The following is a 20,456-nucleotide window of genomic DNA, read 5'->3' as shown; positions in this document are numbered from 1 at the left end:
GGCCCCAGTGGAAAGCGCCAGGCGCTTTCCACTGGGGCCCCGGGACTCGGCAGCGGAGAAGCCGGAATCAGAAGAGAAAGCGGACATTTCTACTTTGGAGAAAACCGGACATTTGTACTTTGGGCCGACATCTTCTCTCGACTACGGTTTCGTAACTCAGGTGGTGAAGGCGTGGGGCCGATGGGCCCCATGTGAAACTGGACGGTGAAGCCTTTGCGCGGCGTCTGCTCGGCTCGTGGCGGAGCGGCCTGGTCGCGGTGGACGAGCAGGGCCGCCTCCAGATCGTGAGCTCCGAAGCTCTACGGATCCTGGGGCAACCCGGATCGGTCGAAAGCTGGGCCGGGCGCGCAACAGAAGAACTGCTGGCTCATGAGGCGGAGCTGCACGGGCTGGTCCGCGAAGCGCTTGCGGGAAGGGATCATCCTTCGCGGGCCGAACTCGTTCTCGCAAGCAGCGGCCGCACGATCGGATTCACCCTGCTCGTCGTGGTCGGGGGCGGCGCCGCGCTGCTCTTCAAGGATCTCACAGCCTTCGAACGCGCGAGCGAGCAGGAACGTCTGAAGGAGCGGCTTGCCGCCCTTGGCCAGATGGCCGCGGGCCTGGCCCACGAGATCCGTAATCCGTTGGCCGCCATGGAGGTGCTGGCCGGGCTACTGAAGCGACGGTTCGACGCTCCTGAACAACTCGAGCTCCTGCAGGATCTCGTCGAGGAGCAGCATCGGATCGGAGCCGCGGTAGACGCTTGTCTCGCCTTCGTCCGGCCGGAACCGCCGGAACGCAGGCCGATCGATCTTTCCAGCGTGGTCCGGGAGGCCGCGGCGCGGGCTGCCGAGCGAGCAGGTTTCGCGGGCCAGCTCGACCTTCCCGAGCGCGAGGGCCCAAGCGTTGAACTCGATGCCGCACAGATCTCCAGGGCGATCGTCGACCTGACGGTGAACGCGATCCAGGCCATGGAAGAAGCAGGCACACCGGCGCCTCGGCTTTCGGTTGGCATCGAGACGTCGGCCGATGGCATTCTGCTCAGCGTCGCGGACAACGGCCCCGGCATTCCCGCCGAGCTCCAAGAGCGGATCTTCTCGCCCTTCTTCACGACCCGCGCGAAAGGCTCCGGCGTAGGGCTGGCGCTCGTCCAGAAGACCATCGCGAGCCATGGTGGCTCCGTTCAACTCGAGAGCGACCCGGAAAGCGGAACGGAATTCCGGCTCCACCTGCCCGAGGCAACGTCTTGACGCGGGCTGACCCCAGACTGCTGCTGGTCGAGGACAACGCTGGGCTGCGGCGGGGCATTGCGCGGGCCCTGGTCGATCGGTTTGCCGTATTGGACGAGGCGGCAGATGCCGACGCTGCCCTGGAACGATTGTCCGATCCCGGGGTCGAACCCTATGACATGGTCGTGACCGATCTCCGAATGCCCGGTGCCGAGGGTGCCGGTGGGATGGCCGTCCTGCGCGCTGCTCGAGCACGCGACGAGCATACGGCCGTGCTGCTGATGACCGCCTATGGAACCGTCGAGGATGCCGTCGAGGCCATGCGCCTCGGCGCCCACGATTTCATCCAGAAGCCCTTCGAGCTTTCGGAGCTCGAAGCTCGGGTCGAGCGCGCCCTCGGCCACGCCAGGCTTGCCAGCGAACTGACGAGTCTGCGCGAGGAACGGGACGAGCGCATGGCCCGCGAACGCATCGTGGGCACGAGTGCGGCATTGCGAAAGGCAGTGGCCCTGGCCGAACGCGTGGCGGTTTCCAAGTCGACGGTGCTCGTCACGGGAGAAACCGGTACCGGCAAAGAGCTCATCGCCGGACTCGTCCACTCCGCATCCGAGCGTTCCGAGGGGCCCTTCATCAAGGTGAACTGCGCCGCCCTGCCGGAGACCCTGCTCGAATCAGAACTCTTCGGTCACGAGCGCGGGGCCTTCACTTCCGCGGATCGGCTGCGCATCGGTCGCTTCGAGCAGGCCGATGGCGGCACGCTCTTCCTGGACGAAATCGGTGATCTCTCACTCGTGACCCAGGCCAAGTTGTTGCGTGTGCTGCAGGATCAGGAGTTCCAACGACTCGGTGGCAGTCAGGTCTTGCGCACGGATGTCCGCATCGTGGCCGCGACGAATCGGGAGCTGCCTTCCGCGATCGAGGCCGGGACGTTCCGCGAAGATCTGTTCTTCCGGTTGAACGTGATTGGCATCGACCTGCCTCCCTTGCGCGAGCGGCCGGAGGATGTCGAAGCCCTGGCGAACCACTTCCTCCGGGAGCTCGCGGCCGACGTGGGGAAGACGCTGGTCGGCTTTGCTGCGGATGCCATGGCGCATCTCAAGAGCCATCCGTGGCCCGGCAACATCCGTGAGCTCCGCAACGTGATCGAGCGGGCCGTGCTGATGAGCGATGGGCCGCGGGTCGAGGCGTCGGAAATCGGCCTCGTCCGCCTTCTCGGAAGCAGCAAGGGCTGGCGGCCTGCGCTCCCCCAGACGGGCCTCTCGCTGGCCGAAATCGAACGCGCCGTCGTCCTCGAAGCCCTCGAGCGCAGCGGTTTCATCCAGAAGGAGGCGGCGGGCTTTCTGGGTATCAGCCGCCGCAAGCTCAACTACATGATCGGGCGCATGGGGATCACCCACGATTCGTGGCGGGTCCACCGTGAGGTCGACTAGGCTCCCTGCCTCGCCGGCCTCCGCACGTCGCGGGGATCGGGCTTTCGTGGGGACCGCAAGGCCATCCGCCGATCTTGGGAACAGGGAGACGATTCGACATGTGGGTTCAACGATGGGCAGCCAGGGTCCTTCCGATTGTCGTCCTGGCCATGCTTGCCTGTTCCAGTCCAGAGGCCCAGTTCGCGGAGCATGATGAGGCGGGCCAGGGCTATCTCGAGGAAGAAGCGTGGGCCGAGGCGGAGATCGAGTTCCGCAACATGCTCCAGATCGATCCCAATTCTGCGGCAGCCCATTGGGGCCTGGCCCAGGCCATGCTCGGAAAGGAAGATCCGCGCCGCGCCTATTGGGAGTTGCAGGAAACCGTGCGCCTGGATCCGGGCAACATCGATGCGCGGCTTCGCTACGGCCAGTTCCTGCTCTACGGCAAGGAGGATGATCTCGAGCAGGCAGTCCAGAACGCGGACGAGATCCTCGCTCTCGACGCGACCCAGTGGCAGGCCCACGTGCTTCGCGCTCGCGCACTTGGCGCGCTTCGCAAGCCCGCCGAAGCGGGAGAAGCATTGCGCACGGCGGCAGAGGTCGCGCCAGACGAAGCCGGCCCGGTCCTGCTCTATGCAAACTATCTCCGAAGTCAGGATCAGAACGAAGAAGCGGAGGTGCTCTTCCGAAAGGTGACGGAGATCGAGCCCGGCTTCGCATCCCATGCGGCGCTGGCGGGTTTCCTCGCGTCCCAATCTCGCGACGAAGAGGCCGAGGAGAACTTCCACACGGCTCTGGAGTTGGCGGAACCCGAACGCCGCATCGCCGCCTACACCATGCTGGCGAACTTCTTGATGTCCAAGGAGCGCATCGAGGATGCGGAAGCCGTTCTGCGTCAGGGCATCGACAAGGAATCCGACAACGTCGATTTGATCTACACGCTGGCACGCTTCTACCACGTGCAGGGTCGCCGCGAGCAGGCGGACGCGATGATCCAGGAGGCCACCCAGGCCGATCCTACGGATCCGAAGCCCTTCCTCCTCCTGTCCACCTATCGCGGGCAGAACGGGGACCTGGAAGGAGCCCTGGAAGCCGCGGAGCAGGCCCTCGAGGCGGAGCCTCGAAACGAGCTGGCCCGGTTGCGCCGAGCCGAAGTGCTGGTCGACCTGGGTTTCAGGAGCGGGGACAAGGCCCAGCTTGCCCAGGGCCGCGCCGTCGTCGATGCCGTGCTCGCGAAAGACGAGAGCTCGCCCCAGGCCCTGTTCGTGAAGACGAAGATCGATCTCGCGGAAGGGAAGTACGAAGAGGGCGCTGCCTCGATGCGTCGCGCGCTCGACGCCCGTCCGGATTGGCCCCAGGGCCAGTACCTCCTGGGCTCGGCCCTTTTCCTTTCCGGCGATCGGGCCGGAGCGCGCCCAGCCGTGGCGCGAGCCATCGAGCTCGATCCGAACCTGGTCGATGCCCAGAAGCTGATGACCCGCATTCACGCAGCGCTCGGTGATCACAACCTGGCCGTCGAGATGGGTCGGCGGGTGTTGGACGCCGACGGCGATGATGCCAAGATGCGCATCCTGGTCGCACAAAGCCTCGTGCGAAAGGGCGATCCGACGGCTGCCTTGCGAGAGCTCGAGGGGATCGATCCGGCGGAGCGTGGTGCGGAAGGCGAGTACGCCCTTGGCCGGATTCACGTCCTCCTCGGCAACCGAGAGGCGGCGCGTGTCGATTTCCTGAAGGCCCAGGAGCTGAGCCCGAACCGCTACGAGATCCTGCGTGCCCTTCTCGATCTCGAACTTCGCGAGGGCGACATCCAGGGCTCGGTCGAGCGGGTCGGTGCCGCTGTGGAGGCGGAGCCGGAGAACGCGAAGCTGCGTCAGCTTGCGGGGTGGGTTGCCACGTACTCCAACCGGGTAGGCGATGCAGACGCTGCCTTTCGAAAGGCCATCGAACTCGATCCGAACGATCTCGGTGGATACGAGAGCCTTGCCCGCTTCCTCGCCATGACCGGTCAATCGGACGAGGTGCTGAAGACCTATGAGGCGGCGCTCGAGGCCAACCCGAGTTTCGGGCCCCTGCATCTGGTCGTGGGCACGCTCTACGAGATGAAGAAGGATACGGCGAAGGCGATCGAGCGGTATGAGGAGGCCATTCGGTTGGCGCCAGAGCTGGCGGTCGCCAAGAACAACCTGGCCTATCTGCTCGCCGACCAGGACGGCAATCTGGATCGGGCCTTGGATCTGGCCCAGGAGGCCAAGGGGCTTCTCCCGGACAATCCGAATGCCGCGGACACCCTGGGTTGGGTGCTCTACAAGAAGAACGTCCCCTCGGCCGCCATCGACTACTTGAAGGAAGCCGTTGGTGGGATGCAGCCCGACAACCGGCAGATTTCCCTGGTTCGTCATCACCTGGCCCTGGCGTACGAGGCGAACAAGAACTTCGATGAGGCGCGGCAAGCCTGGAGCCAGGCGCTGGACGAGATCGAGGAGTACTACAGCGGGCAGGGCGACGAGGAGAGCCGGCCGCAGCCGGCCTGGACAGCCGAGATTCGCGCTGGCCTGGAACGCGTCGGCTCGTAGCGGCGGCCTCCGCGCCCCATCGCCTTCTTCTGACCTGTGGGGTCAAGACCACCGGCCGACTCGCCGATGGAAGACCCCAACGTCCTCCGAGCCCTAGTGCGCTCGAGAGGAAGGCCGGAGGGAAGCATGAGGTTGTCGAAGCTCGTCCCGTTCTTGTTCGTTGGGTTGGCGGCGTCGCCGCTCCTGGCGGAAGACGTGCCCACGCCCGTGGCCGAGGCCACGGAGGCTGTTGCGGAGGTGACCGAGGTCACATCCGAGCCCAGCGCTCAGCCTGAAGCCGCGAATCCGGCGGCTCAGCCTGAGGCTGAGAGTCCGGTGGCAGCGTCCTCGGAATCGGCGGAAGCCGAGTCCACGCCCACGGCGCTCGGGCCGGTTGGCGAAGACGGGCAGGGTCGCATGGGTCGCCTGCACACGGTTCAACAGGGCGACACCTTGTGGGATATCTCAGATGCCTACCTGGGCACGCCCTGGGTCTGGCCGTCCATCTGGAAGGATAACGGCGAGATCAAGAATCCTCATCGGATCTACCCGGGCGATCACCTCTGGATCACGCCCCACGAGATCCGCAGGGTTTCCGACGCCGAGGCCGCCGAGCTCCTGGCTGGCAGTGGCATGCCCGCCGCCCTCGAGGACGGCACGGCAGGCCTCGATACTCCGCCGACTTACCGCTACACGGAGATCCAGTCGACGGGTTTCGTCACCCTGCAACAGCATCAACGTGCTGCTTCGATCGTCGATACGCCGGTCGAGCGGACATGGCTAGGCGACCACGACAAGGTCGTCATCGGCATGGGTGCCGGCGAGACCCAGGTGGGCGAGCAGTTCGACATCTTTCGGACCGCTGGCCAGGTCACCTCGCCCGAGAACGGCATCCTGGCGGGTTTCCACACCGAATTCCTGGGATGGCTCGAGGTGACGGAAGTCCACCCCGAGAGCTCCTGGGCGATGATCCGCATGTCGCGTTCGGAGGTCCGCCTCGGGGATGAGCTGCTTCCGCGCCGTGCGCGCACGGCCGATGTCGAGGTTGGCCCGATGCCCCAGGTCGAGGGTCAGGTGATGCATACACCGAGCCGGCGTCTGGAATTGGGAACCACGGACGTGGTCTATCTGAACCGGGGGACGCAGCACGGACTCTCGGTTGGAAGCCCGCTCGAGATCTATCGGCCGCTGCGCGAGGGGACCGACACCGTGAAGCGGGAGCGCCTGGCACTGCCCGATCACGTGATCGCCAAGCTTCTCGTGGTCGACGTCCAGGATGAATCCTCGGTGGCCGTGGTCACTCATACCCTGACCGAGCTGGCGCGAGGCGACTACTTCCGTGGCTCCGTGGATGTGAGCCCCTGAGCGAGAGCGGGGACGTTCTTTCCGCTGGCTTTCGCTAGGCTGAACATGCCCGGTCCCGGGAGTTCCGCCTGTGGACCGTTCCGTCTCCTCGCCCGGGGTACTCGACCCGGCTGATTCCAGTCCCGAGGCTCGCGAGCAGGTAAGGCTCTGGCTCTCGCTCCAGGCTCGGTTTGCCTGGTCGCCAGAGGTTGCCGCCGCGGCCTTCTCGCAGGGAGCGTCACCCGAGGCGCTGCTTTCGCGTACGCCCGATGCCCGCCTGTGGACGATTCCCGAGACCGAGGCTGCCAGCTCGGCTCTGGCGCGGGCGGGTGCGCTCCTGCTTCCGTGGTCATCGCCCGCCTACCCAACGCGCCTGCGTCGTCTGGTGGATGCACCACCGGTCCTTGCGGTCCGCGGGCTGCCTTCGCTGCTTTCGGCGCGCTGCGTGGCGTTGGTCGGGGCACGCGCGGCCACCGCACCCGGGCGTGAGATCGCAGGTCGGCTGGCGGGCCGTCTGTCCGAGGCGGGTCTGGTGATCGTCTCTGGGCTCGCCCGAGGGATCGACCGTGCCGCACACGAAGGCGCACTGGGAGCGGGCGGGTACACCGTCGCGCTACAGGCCTGTGGCCCAGAGCAGGTCTACCCGGCGAGCCACCGGGCCCTGGCAGCCCGCATCACCGGGACCGGAGCCGTGGTGAGCGAACTGCCGCTCGGCACGCCTCCGCGTGCGCCACATTTCCCGCTTCGCAACCGCTTGATCAGCGCGCTTTCCGAAGCGGTGATCGTCGTCGAGGCACGGGTCCGCTCTGGCTCGCTCCTCACTGCCCGGCACGCCGCCGACCAGGGTGTCGATGTCTTCGCCGTGCCGGGTCCCATCGATGCCCCGACGAGTCGTGGCCCGCATCAGCTGATCCGCGAAGGCGCTGGCCTGGTCGAAGGCGCGGCGGATGTGCTCGTTGCCCTTGGGCTGCCCGCTGCTGCGCGGAGTGAAGCGTCGCGGCCGCGCGTGGCCCACACCGGCCCCGAGCGGCAGATCCTCGCCATTCTGGCCAGGCGCCCCAGCAGCCGGGAGGAACTTGCTCGCGCCCTGCGTCAGGGGCTACCGGAGCTCGCGGGTCCTCTCCTGGAACTCGAACTCTCGGGCCGCGTAGCCCGTGATCGGGATGGGCGCTGGCGCGTGCTGGGCCCGCATCCCTGAAGCCCTCGCGCCGGGTCCCGCCCCGACGGCTACATTCCCGCGTCTTCCTCAGGAGGGGTCGATTCTTGGACGTCGTGGTGGTAGGTGCCGGCCTGGCCGGCTCGGAGGCCGCTTGGCAGCTCGCCGAGCGGGGCCTCTGCGTCCGGCTCTACGAGATGAAGCCTGTGCGCTTTTCGCCCGCCCACGATCGTCCCGAGTTCGCGGAGCTGGTGTGCAGCAATTCCTTTCGCGCCAGTGGCACCTCGAACGCGGTGGGTCTCCTGAAGGAGGAGATGCGGCGCCTGGGTTCCCTGGTCATGCGCACGGCCGATGAGACCGCCGTCCCCGCTGGCCGCGCGCTGGCCGTGGATCGCGGCACGTTTTCGAAGCGCATCACGGAACAGGTCGAGGCCCATCCCGGAATCGAAGTCCGCCGGGAAGAGGTGACCTCCTTGCCGGAGGCTCCGCTTTCGATACTGGCGACAGGCCCGCTCACCTCGGCACCGCTCGCCGGCGAGTTACAAGCGTTGGTCGGGGAGGAATCCCTGTATTTCTACGATGCGATCTCGCCGATCGTGTACGCCGATTCGATCGATGCAGAGGTGGCCTTTCGAGCGTCCCGGTGGGAGGACGGCGAAGGCGACTACCTGAATCTGCCCCTTTCGGAGGAGGCCTATCGTGCCTTCGTCGAAGCCCTGAAGGGGGCAGAAACCGTTCCCCTGCATCGCTTCGAGGCGGGGCTCTACTTCGAGGGATGCCTGCCCATCGAAGAAATGGCACGCCGCGGCGCAGACACACTTGCCTACGGGCCGATGAAGCCCGTCGGGTTGGTCGACCCTCGCACGGGCCGGCGTCCGTTTGCCGTGGTGCAGCTTCGCCACGAGGACAAAGGCGGCACGCTCTACAACCTGGTCGGCTTCCAGACCAAGCTTCGTATCGGTGAGCAGAAGCGCATCCTGCGCAGCCTTCCGGCGATGTCCGAGGCGGTGTTCGCGCGTTTCGGCTCCGTGCACCGCAACACCTATCTGAATGCGCCGCAGCAGCTCACCCCGAATCTCGAGCTTCGGAAACGCCCGGGTCTGTTCGTGGCCGGGCAGATGGCCGGCGTCGAAGGTTATGTGGAATCTGCCGCCCTGGGTTTCCTGGCCGGCGTCTTCGCCGCGCATGCGGCCCTCGGCGAGCCCGCTCCGGAGCCGGCTCCGGAAACGGCCCACGGCGCGCTACTGGGCCATCTGCGCAACGAGGCTCGCGATTTCCAGCCGATGAACGTCAATTTCGGCTTGTTCCCGCGGCTCCAGGGGACCGGGCGATTGAAGAAGCGCGAGAAGCATGAGCGGTTGGCCGCACGGGCGCTGGAAGCCCTGGAGGGGTACCGCGCGGCAATCGCGCCGGCGGGCGCGAGCCCGTCGATTGCCGGGAGTGAAGTCGCTTGAGCTGGGAGCCCGCCATCGAGGCATTCGGGAGGCATCTCCGCGGAGAGCGTGGACTCTCGGAGCATACGGTTCGCGCGTATCTCTCGGATGTCCGGCAGCTGGCAGACGCGCTTGGACCGCGCAGTCGCCCAGAACGGACGCGGCCCGACGACGTGCGGGCCTTTCTCGCGGAACGCCACGCGAACCTTGCGCCGACCACGCTCGGCCGGAAGCTCGCCTCGCTGCGCTGCTTCTTTCGCTACCTGGTGCGCGAGGGCGAGCGCGCAGCGGATCCGAGCCTGGGAATTCCTACGCCCAGAGCGCCGAAACGCCTGCCTTCGCCCATCCCGGTCGATGATTGTCAGCACCTGATGGAAGGCGCCCCGGAAGACGAGGGGCCGGCAGGGCCTCGGGATCGAGCGATGGCGGAGTTGCTCTACGGCGCCGGACTTCGAGTCGGAGAACTCGTGGCCCTCGACGTGCGAGACGTGGATCTTCACCGGGGTGACGTGCGGGTCTGGGGCAAGGGCGGCAAGGAGCGCGTCGTTCCGCTGCCCGCTGTGGCTCGTGAGGCCTTGCGCGCCTGGCTGCATCCCCGACGCGGAAGAGGCGTCTTGTCAGAGCCTCTCTTTGCCTCCCTCCGCGTGCGCAAAGGGGAATCGCCTCGGCGTCTGGGCGCGCGCGACGTGCGGCGACGTCTGGCGCGACGCGCGCGGGCGGCGAGCCTCGGCGGACGCGTGCATCCCCATCGCCTGCGTCATAGCTATGCGACCCATCTGCTCGATATGGGTACCGACCTGCGTGCAATCCAGGAGCTGCTGGGCCATGCCAGCCTCTCCACGACCCAGAAATACACGGCGGTCTCCGCGGAGCACCTGATGCGGGTCTACGACGAGGCGCATCCCCGAGCCAAAGCGCGGCGTGGCCGCGGGAGTGAAACACGATGAGGCAAGAGCTGAAGGCCACCACGGTGATCGGAGTCGTCAAGGACGGCCAGATTGCACTGGCCTCCGACGGCCAGGTGACGGTTGGCGACACGATCATGAAACACGGCGCCCAGAAGGTGCGCGAGGCGGCGGAAGGCCGAGCGGTCTTCGGCTTCGCCGGCGGCGTGGCCGATGCACTGGCGCTCACCGAACGGCTCGAGGCCAAGCTCGAGGCCCATCCCGGCAATGTCCGGCGCGCCGCCGTCGAGCTGGCGCGAGATTGGCGAACCGACCGCATGCTGCGGCGTCTCGAAGCGATGCTGCTGGTGGGCGATGCCAGTAGCGTGCTCGTCGTTTCCGGAAACGGCGAGGTGATCGAACCCGACGACGGAATTGCTGCGATCGGTTCCGGCGGTGCCTACGCTCTGGCCGCGGCTCGGGCCCTGGCGGATCGTCCCGACGTGGATGCACCGACCATCGCAAGGCGCGCCCTCGAGATCGCGGCGCAGATCTGCATCTACACGAACGATCAGATCAGCATCGTGACACTCTCGTGATCCAACTTCACCCTCCTACCGTCCGGAACCTGCCATGACCAAGGCGCAAGCCTATACGCCGAGAGAAATCGTCTCCGAACTCGATCGCTACATCGTCGGCCAACACGATGCCAAGCGCGCGGTGGCCATCGCCCTGCGCAACCGCTGGCGGCGCCAGCAGGTTCCGGAAGAGCTGCGCGAGGAGATTGCGCCGAAGAACATCATCATGATCGGTTCCACCGGCGTCGGGAAGACGGAGATCGCACGGCGGCTGGCCAAGCTGGCCCAGGCACCCTTCATCAAGGTCGAGGCGTCGAAGTTCACCGAGGTGGGCTACGTCGGGCGGGATGTCGAATCGATCGTCCGTGATCTCGCCGATCTGGCCGTCCAACTGGTGACGGAAGAGCAGAAGCGCACGGTCACGGTCAAGGCTGAGAAGCGTGCAGAGGAGCGGGTGCTCGATGCCTTGCTCCCGCCCCCCAACCCCGCTCCGGGAATGCCCCAGGCTCCCGGGGCATTCCCGATGCCTTCCGCTGGCTCGGGGCCGACGGTCTTTCAGATGCCGGCGCCCGGTGCGGTACAGGATGTCCAGCCGGAGCCTCCGCCCGAGGCTGGCGAGACACGTGAGAAGCTTCGAAGCTGGCTCCGGGAGGGAAAGCTCGACGATCGGGAGATCGACGTGGAGGTCGCCGACGGTGGCGGGGCTCCCTCCCTTTCCGTCTTCACACCCCAGGGCGTCGAGGAGATGGGGGTGCAGTTCAAGGACATGCTAGGTGGCATGTTCGGCGGCAAGACGAAAACCAGGCGCCTCAAGGTCCCTGCCGCACTCGAGGTCTTCTCCGCCGAGGAAGCCGGGAAGCTGGTCGACATGGATCAGGTGCGGGAGTTGGCCGTCGAGAGGGTGGAGCAGGCCGGCATCGTCTTCATCGACGAAATCGACAAGGTGGCATCGGGCGGGGAGGGCGCGCGGGCCGGCGGTGCGGATGTCTCCCGCGAGGGCGTGCAGCGCGATCTCCTGCCCATCGTCGAGGGCTCGACCGTCCAGACGAAGCATGGCCCGGTGCGCACGGATCACGTGCTGTTCGTGGCGGCCGGCGCCTTTCATGTGGCCAAGCCGTCGGATCTGATTCCAGAGCTTCAAGGTCGCTTCCCGATTCGCGTGGAACTCGAGAGCCTCAGCCAGGCCGATTTCGTGCGAATCCTGACCGAGCCGCAGAACTCGCTCGTGCGCCAATACACGGCGCTCCTCGAGACCGAAGGCGTCGCCCTCGAGTTCTGCGAGGACGGGGTCGAAGCCCTGGCGGAGATCGCGGCGACGGTGAACGAGCGCACGGACGATATCGGCGCCCGCCGCCTGCATACGTTGCTCGAGCGTGTTCTCGACGAGGTCTCCTTCGACGCGCCGGACCGGGGTGGTAGCGAGGTCCGGGTCGATCGCCGCTTCGTCGAGGAGCGCCTTTCGGGCCTGGTGCAGGATGAGGATCTGTCTCGATTCATTCTCTGATTTGCGGGCCGAAGATGCGAGCCGCGATATCCTCTCTCCCGGGGGGTGACCTGTGAGCCAGGCCCGTGTTTTGGTGGTGGACGACGAGCGGTTCTTCCGCGAAGCGATTCGCGATGCGCTCGAGCCGGAAGGATTCGATGTCGTCCTGGTCGGAGACGGCAGCTCCGCCCTGGAGGAAGCCACGGACACGACGCTCGGCGTCGCGATCCTCGACCTCCAGCTTCCGGATCTCCACGGGCTGGAGGTCTTTCGTCGGCTCCGCGAGAGTCGCCCGGACCTGCGGGTGATCATCCTTTCCGCCCATACCGACCAGGAGTACGTGCTCGAGGCGCTTCGCCTGGGCGCATGCGACTACCTGGCCAAACCCCTGCACGCCGAAGAGCTGCGGCTTGCCGTCGGTCGCGCGATCGAGACCTTCGATCTCGCTTCCTCCCGGGAGCGCTTGCGCGGCCGGATCGAGCGCCTCGATGAAGCGCTTGCCGGGCTCTCGGAAGCCCATTCCGAGGAAGTTCCGACCCGGATCGTGGAGGCGACTGCTGTGCTGGTGGGCGCCGCCCGCGCATCCTTGCTCGAGGTCGATGCCTCTGGCTCAGAGATGCGGGTTGTCGCCGCGGTTGGAGGCAAGCAGGACGCCGCCGAGATGGAGCCGATTGCTTTCGGTGAGGGCGTGGCGGGGTTGCTCGCCGAACGCGGAGAATCCGTCTGTGTCTCCGAGATCTCCGCCGACCTGCGATTCGGTGAGATGGTCCAGCCCGAACGCTACGCGACGGGAGCCTTCGCCATCACGCCTGTTCGCAGCCGCTCTCGAAGCGGCGATCATCCGCTCGGGCTCTTGTGCGTGGCGGATCCCACCGAGGCATCCGCCTTCGATCCGGATGACGTCATCTTGCTCGGCATTCTGGCAGGCCAGCTAGGCGTGCGCCTCGACGCCTTGGCTGCAAGCGAGAGCGAACCGCTGCGGGCGGACGGACCGATGGGCGAGGCGGATGAGAGGTTGCCCGAGCTGGCAAGGCGGATCTGCGAAGCGTTGACGGCCGAGGTCGAACCCACGCGCATCCTGGAGGCCGTCCTGCGCCCGGTGGGTGAGGTATTGGGTGCAGCGCCCGTTTCCCTGTTCCTGACCACGCCCGATGGCAGTGCCCTCCGGCGAGAAGCCCAGTGGGACGGCGGCCGGGCATCGGATCGGACACAGCTCGAGGGGGCCCTGGGCCTCACTGGCAGTGTGCTGGATGGGGCTCGGTTGGTGGCCGCTCCGGATCCCGCCGCCGACCCGCGTTTCGAGGCGGGTGTCGATACGCCGGAAGACGGGTGTGCCAGGCCGCTTCTGTGTGGCCCGTTGCGCTTTCGCGACAAGACGCTTGGCGTGTTCCGGGTCTTCCCCGAACGGGCCGAGGATGCCTCGGCCCAGGTCGGCGAGATGCTGGTGGCCTGCCTCTCGGCGGCCATTCGCAATGTCCTCCTGTACCGTTCGCTGCTCGAAACGATCGAGGAGGTCGCCCTCGCACGCTGCGAGGGGCAGACCAGTAGCTCGAGGAGTTCCTGACGTGGTCCAGGCCCTGATCGACAAGGCTGCGGTGCTGATCGAAGCGCTGCCCTACATCCGGCGCTTTCGGGACAAGACCGTCGTCATCAAGTACGGCGGCGCGGCCATGACCGATGACGAGCTCCGGGCATCGTTCGCGGTCGACGTCGTGCTGCTCAAATACATTGGCGTGCAACCCGTTCTCGTGCACGGTGGTGGCCCCCAGATCGGTGCCACCCTCGAACGACTCGATATTCCCACACGCTTCGAGCACGGTCTGCGGGTGACGGACGACGCGACCATGGAAGTGGTGGAGATGGTGCTAGGCGGGCGTGTCAACCGGGAGATCGTCGCCCTGGTCGGCAGGGGAGGCGGGAAGGCCGTCGGCTTGACTGGCAGCGATGCCGGCTTGCTTCGGGTTCGCCGAAAGCGGCAGGATGGCGTCGATCTTGGCCGGGTCGGCGAGGTCGTTGCGGTCGATCCGGATCCGATTCGCGCCGTCGCCGAGGCTGGTTACGTACCCGTGATCGCTCCGATCGGCGCCGACGACGAGGGGCTCACCTACAACGTCAACGCCGATGAGGCGGCTGGGGCCATCGCCGAGGCCCTGCATGCCGAGAAGCTGATCCTGCTGACCGATGTCGAGGGTGTGATGGATGCCCAGGGCCAGCTGATCCACCAACTCGCCGAGGACGAGGTCGAGAAGCTCACCAGCGAGGGCACGATCCAGGGCGGAATGATCCCGAAGGTCGAATGCTGCCTCCGTGCCCTGCGGGGAGGAGTGGGGCGATCTCACATCATCGATGGCCGGGTCCTTCACGCGATCCTGCTCGAGGTCTTCACGGACGGGGGCGTGGGTACCCTCTTGACCCGGTAGCCGCGCTGAGCCGGGTGCAGGCCTGAAGGCCGCTAGAGACGCTCTGGAGCCCCTTCCGCTGGCGTAGGAAGCCCCCCAAGCCCGGCGTAATCGCTCGGGTTGTCGAGGAAGCCCTCAGCTTCCCCAGCTGCCCCGCCGATGGAACGGGTGGCTGTCACCCTGGGGGCGGCTTCGCCCAGCGTGCTTTCGCTGCGGCAAATAGGGAATGGGGGAAGCATTTGCCGTCGGGTGGCGTGCAGGCACCGCGTCGCGAGCTCATGAAGACCAGCGTGGTCGATCTCGAGGTCGATCCGGGCCTGGATCTCGATTCGAAGATCCAGGAGGAGCTGATCGAGTTTGCGAACGGGCTCGATCGACCGTATCACGAGCTGCTAGGCGTAGCGGCCGATGCGGATGTCCGCGCCATCAAGAAGGCGTACTTCCAGAAGGCGAAGCGTTTCCACCCGGACCGGTACTTCCGCAAGAACGTGGGCGAGTTCGTCCCGGTGGTCGAGACGTGTTTCAAGAAGCTGCTCGAGGCCTACGAGCTGCTTTCCGATCCGGCGACCCGGGAAGAGGTGCAGCGCGGAGAGAAGGCACGCGCAGCGAGGGCCGCCAGCGGGGCCGTCGCGGAGGAGGCCGAGGCCCCGAGCGATGCACCCGCGAAGCCGCGAATGTCCGGCGCCGAAGCTGCACGGCGCCTTCGTCGGCGCATGGGCGGGCTGCAGGGCCATCACAAGGCGAAGCAGGAGCGCAAGCGGAAAGCCAAGACCTTCTTCGAATCCGGAATGGCCGCGTTCCGTTCGGATCGCTGGTTGGAGGCCGCTGGCTCCGTGCGGCTCGCGATGGCATTCGATCCGGCCAATGAAGTCTATCGCGAGGAATTCGTGAAGGTGCAGCGCAAGGCCCACGAAGAACGGGCTAAGCAGCTGATGCGAACCGGCGAGGCTGCCCTCGATCTGCGCAACTATCAAGAGGGCTTCGATGCGCTGGAAGAGGCTTTCTACTACCGCCCTTTCGACGCCGAGCTCGCCATCCGCGGCGCGAGGATCGCCTGGCAAGCAATCGGCGATCTACGCAAAGCCAAGGACCTGGCCAGCTCGGCCTGCGAACTCGAGCCCGAACAAGCGGAGTACCACCGCGTGCTCGGCCAGATCTACAAGGCAGCCGACCTGACGGCCAACGCCAAGCGTGAGCTCGAGACGGCCATCCGTCTCGACCCCAAGGACAAGGAAGCGAAGACCGAGCTGCGAGGGCTGTAAGCCTCGCAACTCTGTTTGGAGGGAACCATGGGACATGTCATCGGAATCGATCTGGGAACGACGAACTCCTGCGTTGCAGTGCTGGAGAACGGACAACCCAGTGTGATCCCCAATGTCGGCGGCTACAAGACGACGCCGTCGATGTTCGCCATCACCCAGGACGGCAAACGCCTTGTGGGCCACCTGGCCAAGCGACAGGCGATCACCAATGCCCAGAGCACGGTCTACGCCTCGAAGCGCTTGATCGGGCGCCGCTTCGATTCCGACGAAGTGCAGCGCGCAATCGATGTGACGCCTTTCTCGATTGTGGAAGGCCCCAACGAGGACGTGCGCATCGAAGTCACGGGAAAGACGTTCACCTGCCCGGAACTCTCGGCGTTCATCCTGCGGGAGATGAAGCGTGTTGCAGAGGAGTACCTGGGCGAGCCCGTCCAGGAGGCGGTGGTCACGGTTCCTGCCCACTTCAATGACGCCCAGCGCCAGTGCACGAAGGATGCCGGCAAGATCGCCGGCCTCGACGTGTTGCGAATCCTGAATGAGCCGACCGCCGCCGCGCTGGCCTACGGCTTCAACCGCAACGAAGAGGAAAAGGTTGCCATCTACGATCTGGGTGGCGGCACGTTCGACATCTCGATCCTCGAGATGAGTGACGGCGTGGTCGAGGTGATCGCTACCGCCGGAAATACCTTCCTGGGCGGCGAAGACTTCGATCGGCGCATCGTCGAGTACCTGCTCGACAAATTCCAGGAGCAAGAGGGCATCGATCTTCGCGGTGATGCCATGGCGCTCCAGCGCTTGAAGGATGCGGCGGAGAAAGCGAAATGTGATTTGTCTGCCCGTGAACTCGCGGAGATCAATCTGCCGTTTATTGCGAGCGACGATTCCGGGCCGCGTCACCTCTCAGTGGAAGTCGATCGGGCAACCCTGGAGGGGTTGGTACACGATATCGTCGAGGGCACCCTCAAGACCGTCGAGCAATGCATGCAGGATGGAGGGATCACCGTCGACCAGATCGATCAGGTGATCCTGGTAGGCGGTCAGACCCGAACGCCTCTCGTGCAGAACCGTGTGGCGGAGCATTTCGGCATGCGTCCTCATAAGGGCGTGAACCCGGATGAGGTCGTCGCGATTGGTGCAGCGATCCAGGGCGAGACGTTGGTTTCCGAGGATGACAACCTGTTGCTCCTGGACGTGACGCCGCTCTCCCTGGGCATCGCCACCTTTGGCGGGCATTTCGCGCGGTTGATCGAACGCAACACCACAGTGCCCGTGTGCAAGAGCCATATCTTCACCACGACACGGGACAACCAGTCGGCGGTGAAGATCCGCGTGCTGCAGGGCGAGAGCGAAACGGCTGCGGAGAACGATCTGCTCGGGGAGTTCGTGCTCGGCGGGATTCGCCCCGCTCGAAAGGGTGAGCCCGAGGTCGACGTGAGTTTTGACATCGATGCCAACGGTATCGTCAGTGTCTCGGCCAGGGACACGATGACCGGCAAGGAGCAGTCGATCACGGTGAACGCGACCGGCACGCTCTCGGACGACGAGATCCAGCAGATCATCGAGGAGCAGGAACTCTACGAGGTCCAGCTGAAGGAGTAGGGATGAGCGAGAGCGCATCCAGATCCGTCGCCCAGTGGATGGCCCAGGGCCTGGCCCATCGGGCAGCCGGCGAGCAGGCTCGAGCCATCGAGGCCTGGCAGAACGTCTTGGAGCTGGAACCGGCCAACGAAACGGCACGGGCCTATCTTTTGGACGTAGGCGTGGACGTTGCGGCGAGCAATGTGCCCGACGATACGACCGTCGCCGCGCCAGACGATGCGACCGACGTGCTGGAGAAGGCCCCGGGGCTTCAGCCGGAGGAGCTGCGCGAAGAGGCGCTGGAAATGCTTGCGGGCGGCCTGGTCGATGATGCCTATCAGCTCTTGACTGCCACCCCCGGCGGCGGTGAGGCCGAGCCCGAGACCATCGCGTTGGTTGAGTTGCTGCGCACGCACCTGGTGGACGACGTCTTGATGCAGGTGGGCTCGCCGACGGCCACTCCCGTTGTAGAAATGGCCGCCGAAGATCTGATGAAGTTCAATCTGCCGGCGGGTGCCGGTTTCCTGCTCTCCCGAATCGACGGTCACACGCAAGTGGAAGATCTGGTGGCGTTGAGCGGAATGGATCCGTTCGAGACCTATCATACGCTGGGGCGCCTGCTCGAGGCCGGAATCGTCGGAGTTGCGGAGTGAGTGACGCCGCCCTGATCGACCATATGGACGCTCCGGTTCTCGTCGGGGATCCGGACGCCAACGCCGTGCACATGAACCCGGCGTTCGAGCGAAGCTTCGGAGTGGACGCAGGCCTGGCGCTCGGCACTCCGCTGGCCGAGCTCTTCCAGGGCGGTGGCCGCGAGGCCATGCTCGCTGCGGTGGCTTCGGTGTGCGTTGAGGGGGCCAGCGTGCGCTGTCGCATTCGCGAAGGGGGCGTCGGCTGGTGTGCCGTCATTTCGCCCATCGCGAGCCAGGGAGAGCAGGTTGGCGTCGTTGTCCTGCTGACGGAAGAGCAGGCCGGTGCCGGCCAGCTGATGAGCTTGCGTCGGGACCTCGAGGGGCCCGTGGATGAGGTGACGCTCGGTCTCGAGACGCTTCTCGAAGAAACCGGCGGCCGCCGAAACCCGGGCCACCGCGCCCGTCTGGAAGAGGCGCTTCGCTCGGTCGAGAAGCTGCGCAAGAGCCTGGACGAGATGTCGACCGTCCTGGCCGGCAAGCATCCTCTGGCGCGGGTCGAACCCTTCGACCCTGCTCAGGTCGTTCGTCAGGTGGCCGACGCCACCCGGGAGCGCTTTGCCGAGCGCGATACGACGCTCCAGCTCCTGGCACCGACGAGCCTTGCGGGATTTCCCGGCGACGGCTCCGGCCTCGAGGGAGCGCTTCGTGCCCTGGTCGAGGCGCGGCTGGCGACTCCCGAGGCACCCGCGCGAATCACGCTGGGCGTCCGGCGCCTAGGGCCCGAAGACGCCGAAACCCTGGTGGTTTCGCTTTCCGAGACCCCCCGGGAGGCCGCTTTCGATGCTCCCTTCCAGGATGATTCAGCCCTCACCGACCGGCTGATCGCCCTCGGAGCCCGGGTCCACGGCTACGTCCATCCGCGTCTCGGACGGACGACCATCCTTCAGCTTCGCCCCGCATCCTGACCCACTGGACCCGCCTTCGTTAGACTCCGCCGGTTTTCAGCCGAGGAGGACGAACGATGACGGACGGAAGCGTCAAGCGAGTATGCCTGGCCTACAGTGGTGGCCTGGATACGTCGGTCATTCTTCGTTGGCTGATCGAGACCTACGATTGCGAAGTGGTCGCCTACTGTGCCGACGTCGGCCAGGAGGAAGAACTCGACGGGCTCCCCGAGAAGGCCAAGGCCAGTGGCGCCGTCGATTGTGTGATCCGCGATCTGCGCGAAGAGTTTGCTCGCGACTACGTCTATCCGGCGATTCAAGGTAACGCCATCTACGAGGGCACGTATTTCCTGGGTACGGCCCTGGCGCGGCCCGTCATCGGCAAGCATCACGTGGAAGTTGCGCGGGAGACGGGTTGCGACGCGATCGCCCACGGCGCGACGGGCAAGGGCAACGACCAGGTGCGGTTCGAGTTGGCGTATCGCGCGCTCGGCCCGGAACTCAAGGTGATTGCGCCGTGGCGCGAGTGGGATCTCCGCTCGCGCACCGATTGCATGGCCTACGCCCAGAAGCACAGCATCCCGATCACGGCGACGGTCAAGAAGCCCTACTCGATCGATCGCAATCTGCTGCACATCTCCTTCGAGGGCGGCGTCCTCGAGGATCCGTGGCGGGCGCCGGATCAATCGATGTTCGTCATGACGACGAACCCTGAAGAGGCCCCGGATACCGCGGCAGAAGTGATCATCGGTTTCGAAGGGGGGCTGCCTGTCAGCCTCGACGGTCAGGCCCTGGGGCCGGCCGCTCTGCTCTCGCGCGCCAATCAACTGGCGGGCGCCCATGGCGTGGGCCGGGTGGACATGGTCGAGAACCGTTTCGTGGGCCTCAAATCTCGCGGTGTGTACGAAACACCGGGAGGCACGCTCCTGCATTCGGCTCATCGCGCCGTCGAATCCATCACGATGGATCGCGAGGTCATGCACGAGCGCGACCGCCTGATGCCGCGGTTCGCGGAGTTGATCTACAACGGCTTCTGGTTCTCGCCCGAGATGGACTTCGTACGTGCGGCCCTGGACGAATCCCAGAAGAACGTGACCGGCGAGGCCCGCGTGCGGCTCTACAAGGGTGGCCTGCAGGTGACCGGACGCCGCTCGCCGGTTTCGCTCTACTCGGAAGCGCTTTCGAGCTTCGAAGATGCGGGCGAGGCCGATACCTATATCCAGGCCGATGCCACGGGCTTCATTCATCTCCAAGGTTTGCGCCTGGCAGGGGAGTAGCGGCGGCGGGGGTTGTCTCTCGGTGTTCGTCGCCGGTGGCTTCTTGCCGCCTGCGGGGCATCGAGGGTGGCCAGCTTGGGTCTCGCGGGCTGTTGAGGGGGATCGGTCGGGGTGTTCGGGAGTTCCCTCGATCCTGCGGGGCGCTTCCGGGTGGCCGACGGGCGGGCGCGGCGCCTTGGTGTTGGCGATCACGAGAAACCGTAGAAATCTGATCATCTAGCCGTGGTCGCGCGCGAGTGCTGGTTTCTCGTCAGAACGGCGAATCGGTGTCGGTCGGATCGGTGTCGAGTTCGCGATCGAGAGCCGCGAGGTAGTGT

General features: G+C 66.0%; 16 protein-coding genes. All 16 read left to right on the top strand.

Translation table 11 applies throughout. The features are described 5' to 3' along the window. Positions 1-191 precede the first annotated feature (191 nt). The 16 genes from GY937_26995 to GY937_26920 all read left to right on the top strand — a co-directional run bounded on the left by GY937_26995 (position 192) and on the right by GY937_26920 (position 20,139). The gene (locus tag GY937_26995; GenBank protein ID MCP5060362.1) at positions 192-1,229 is read left to right on the top strand and encodes a PAS domain-containing protein; all 1,038 of its coding nucleotides are present in this window, start codon (positions 192-194) and stop codon (positions 1,227-1,229) included. Further along, on the top strand, positions 1,226-2,638 hold the full coding sequence (locus tag GY937_26990; GenBank protein MCP5060361.1) for a sigma-54-dependent Fis family transcriptional regulator: 1,413 nt from the start codon (positions 1,226-1,228) through the stop codon (positions 2,636-2,638). Before GY937_26995 ends, GY937_26990 begins: the two co-directional genes overlap by 4 nt. A 98-nt stretch (positions 2,639-2,736) precedes the next feature. After that, positions 2,737-5,190: a tetratricopeptide repeat protein gene (locus GY937_26985; GenBank protein ID MCP5060360.1), complete on the top strand. Its 2,454-nt coding sequence runs from the start codon at positions 2,737-2,739 to the stop codon at positions 5,188-5,190. Positions 5,191-5,316: 126 nt separating this feature from the next. Beyond that, positions 5,317-6,534 (top strand): LysM peptidoglycan-binding domain-containing protein, encoded by a 1,218-nt coding sequence (locus GY937_26980; GenBank protein ID MCP5060359.1) that lies wholly within the window; start codon positions 5,317-5,319, stop codon positions 6,532-6,534. Positions 6,535-6,604: 70 nt separating this feature from the next. Further along, complete coding sequence (gene dprA, locus GY937_26975) at positions 6,605-7,711, top strand: DNA-protecting protein DprA (GenBank protein ID MCP5060358.1); 1,107 nt, start codon at positions 6,605-6,607, stop codon at positions 7,709-7,711. Positions 7,712-7,776: 65 nt separating this feature from the next. Next, positions 7,777-9,123, top strand: a complete 1,347-nt coding sequence (locus GY937_26970; protein MCP5060357.1) for a methylenetetrahydrofolate--tRNA-(uracil(54)-C(5))-methyltransferase (FADH(2)-oxidizing) TrmFO — start codon at positions 7,777-7,779, stop codon at positions 9,121-9,123. Beyond that, positions 9,120-10,049: a tyrosine recombinase XerC gene (locus GY937_26965; protein MCP5060356.1), complete on the top strand. Its 930-nt coding sequence runs from the start codon at positions 9,120-9,122 to the stop codon at positions 10,047-10,049. The genes GY937_26970 and GY937_26965 overlap by 4 nt, the downstream gene beginning before the upstream one ends. Continuing rightward, positions 10,046-10,585: an ATP-dependent protease subunit HslV gene (hslV, locus tag GY937_26960; GenBank protein MCP5060355.1), complete on the top strand. Its 540-nt coding sequence runs from the start codon at positions 10,046-10,048 to the stop codon at positions 10,583-10,585. The genes GY937_26965 and hslV overlap by 4 nt, the downstream gene beginning before the upstream one ends. Before the next feature lie 34 nt (positions 10,586-10,619). Next, positions 10,620-12,068: an ATP-dependent protease ATPase subunit HslU gene (hslU, locus tag GY937_26955; GenBank protein ID MCP5060354.1), complete on the top strand. Its 1,449-nt coding sequence runs from the start codon at positions 10,620-10,622 to the stop codon at positions 12,066-12,068. A 52-nt stretch (positions 12,069-12,120) separates the two neighbouring features. Next, positions 12,121-13,611 carry a response regulator gene (locus GY937_26950; GenBank protein MCP5060353.1) on the top strand — a complete coding sequence of 497 codons (1,491 nt, stop codon included), beginning with the start codon at positions 12,121-12,123 and terminating at the stop codon, positions 13,609-13,611. After that, positions 13,520-14,467: an acetylglutamate kinase gene (gene argB, locus GY937_26945; protein ID MCP5060352.1), complete on the top strand. Its 948-nt coding sequence runs from the start codon at positions 13,520-13,522 to the stop codon at positions 14,465-14,467. The genes GY937_26950 and argB overlap by 92 nt, the downstream gene beginning before the upstream one ends. A gap of 257 nt (positions 14,468-14,724) precedes the next feature. After that, positions 14,725-15,708: a J domain-containing protein gene (locus GY937_26940; GenBank protein ID MCP5060351.1), complete on the top strand. Its 984-nt coding sequence runs from the start codon at positions 14,725-14,727 to the stop codon at positions 15,706-15,708. Positions 15,709-15,735: 27 nt separating this feature from the next. Beyond that, positions 15,736-17,307, top strand: a complete 1,572-nt coding sequence (gene dnaK, locus GY937_26935; protein ID MCP5060350.1) for a molecular chaperone DnaK — start codon at positions 15,736-15,738, stop codon at positions 17,305-17,307. A gap of 2 nt (positions 17,308-17,309) precedes the next feature. Continuing rightward, on the top strand, positions 17,310-17,939 hold the full coding sequence (locus tag GY937_26930; GenBank protein ID MCP5060349.1) for a hypothetical protein: 630 nt from the start codon (positions 17,310-17,312) through the stop codon (positions 17,937-17,939). Further along, positions 17,936-18,883 (top strand): PAS domain-containing protein, encoded by a 948-nt coding sequence (locus GY937_26925; GenBank protein ID MCP5060348.1) that lies wholly within the window; start codon positions 17,936-17,938, stop codon positions 18,881-18,883. The genes GY937_26930 and GY937_26925 overlap by 4 nt, the downstream gene beginning before the upstream one ends. A gap of 56 nt (positions 18,884-18,939) precedes the next feature. Then, positions 18,940-20,139 carry an argininosuccinate synthase gene (locus GY937_26920; GenBank protein ID MCP5060347.1) on the top strand — a complete coding sequence of 400 codons (1,200 nt, stop codon included), beginning with the start codon at positions 18,940-18,942 and terminating at the stop codon, positions 20,137-20,139. Positions 20,140-20,456: the final 317 nt, after the last annotated feature.

The sequence above is a fragment of the bacterium genome (assembly GCA_024228115.1).
In the GTDB taxonomy this organism is placed as follows: Bacteria; Myxococcota_A; UBA9160; order UBA9160; family UBA6930.
Note: the sequence above shows the minus strand (reverse complement) of the source record. Positions and strands in the feature narration are given on the sequence as shown.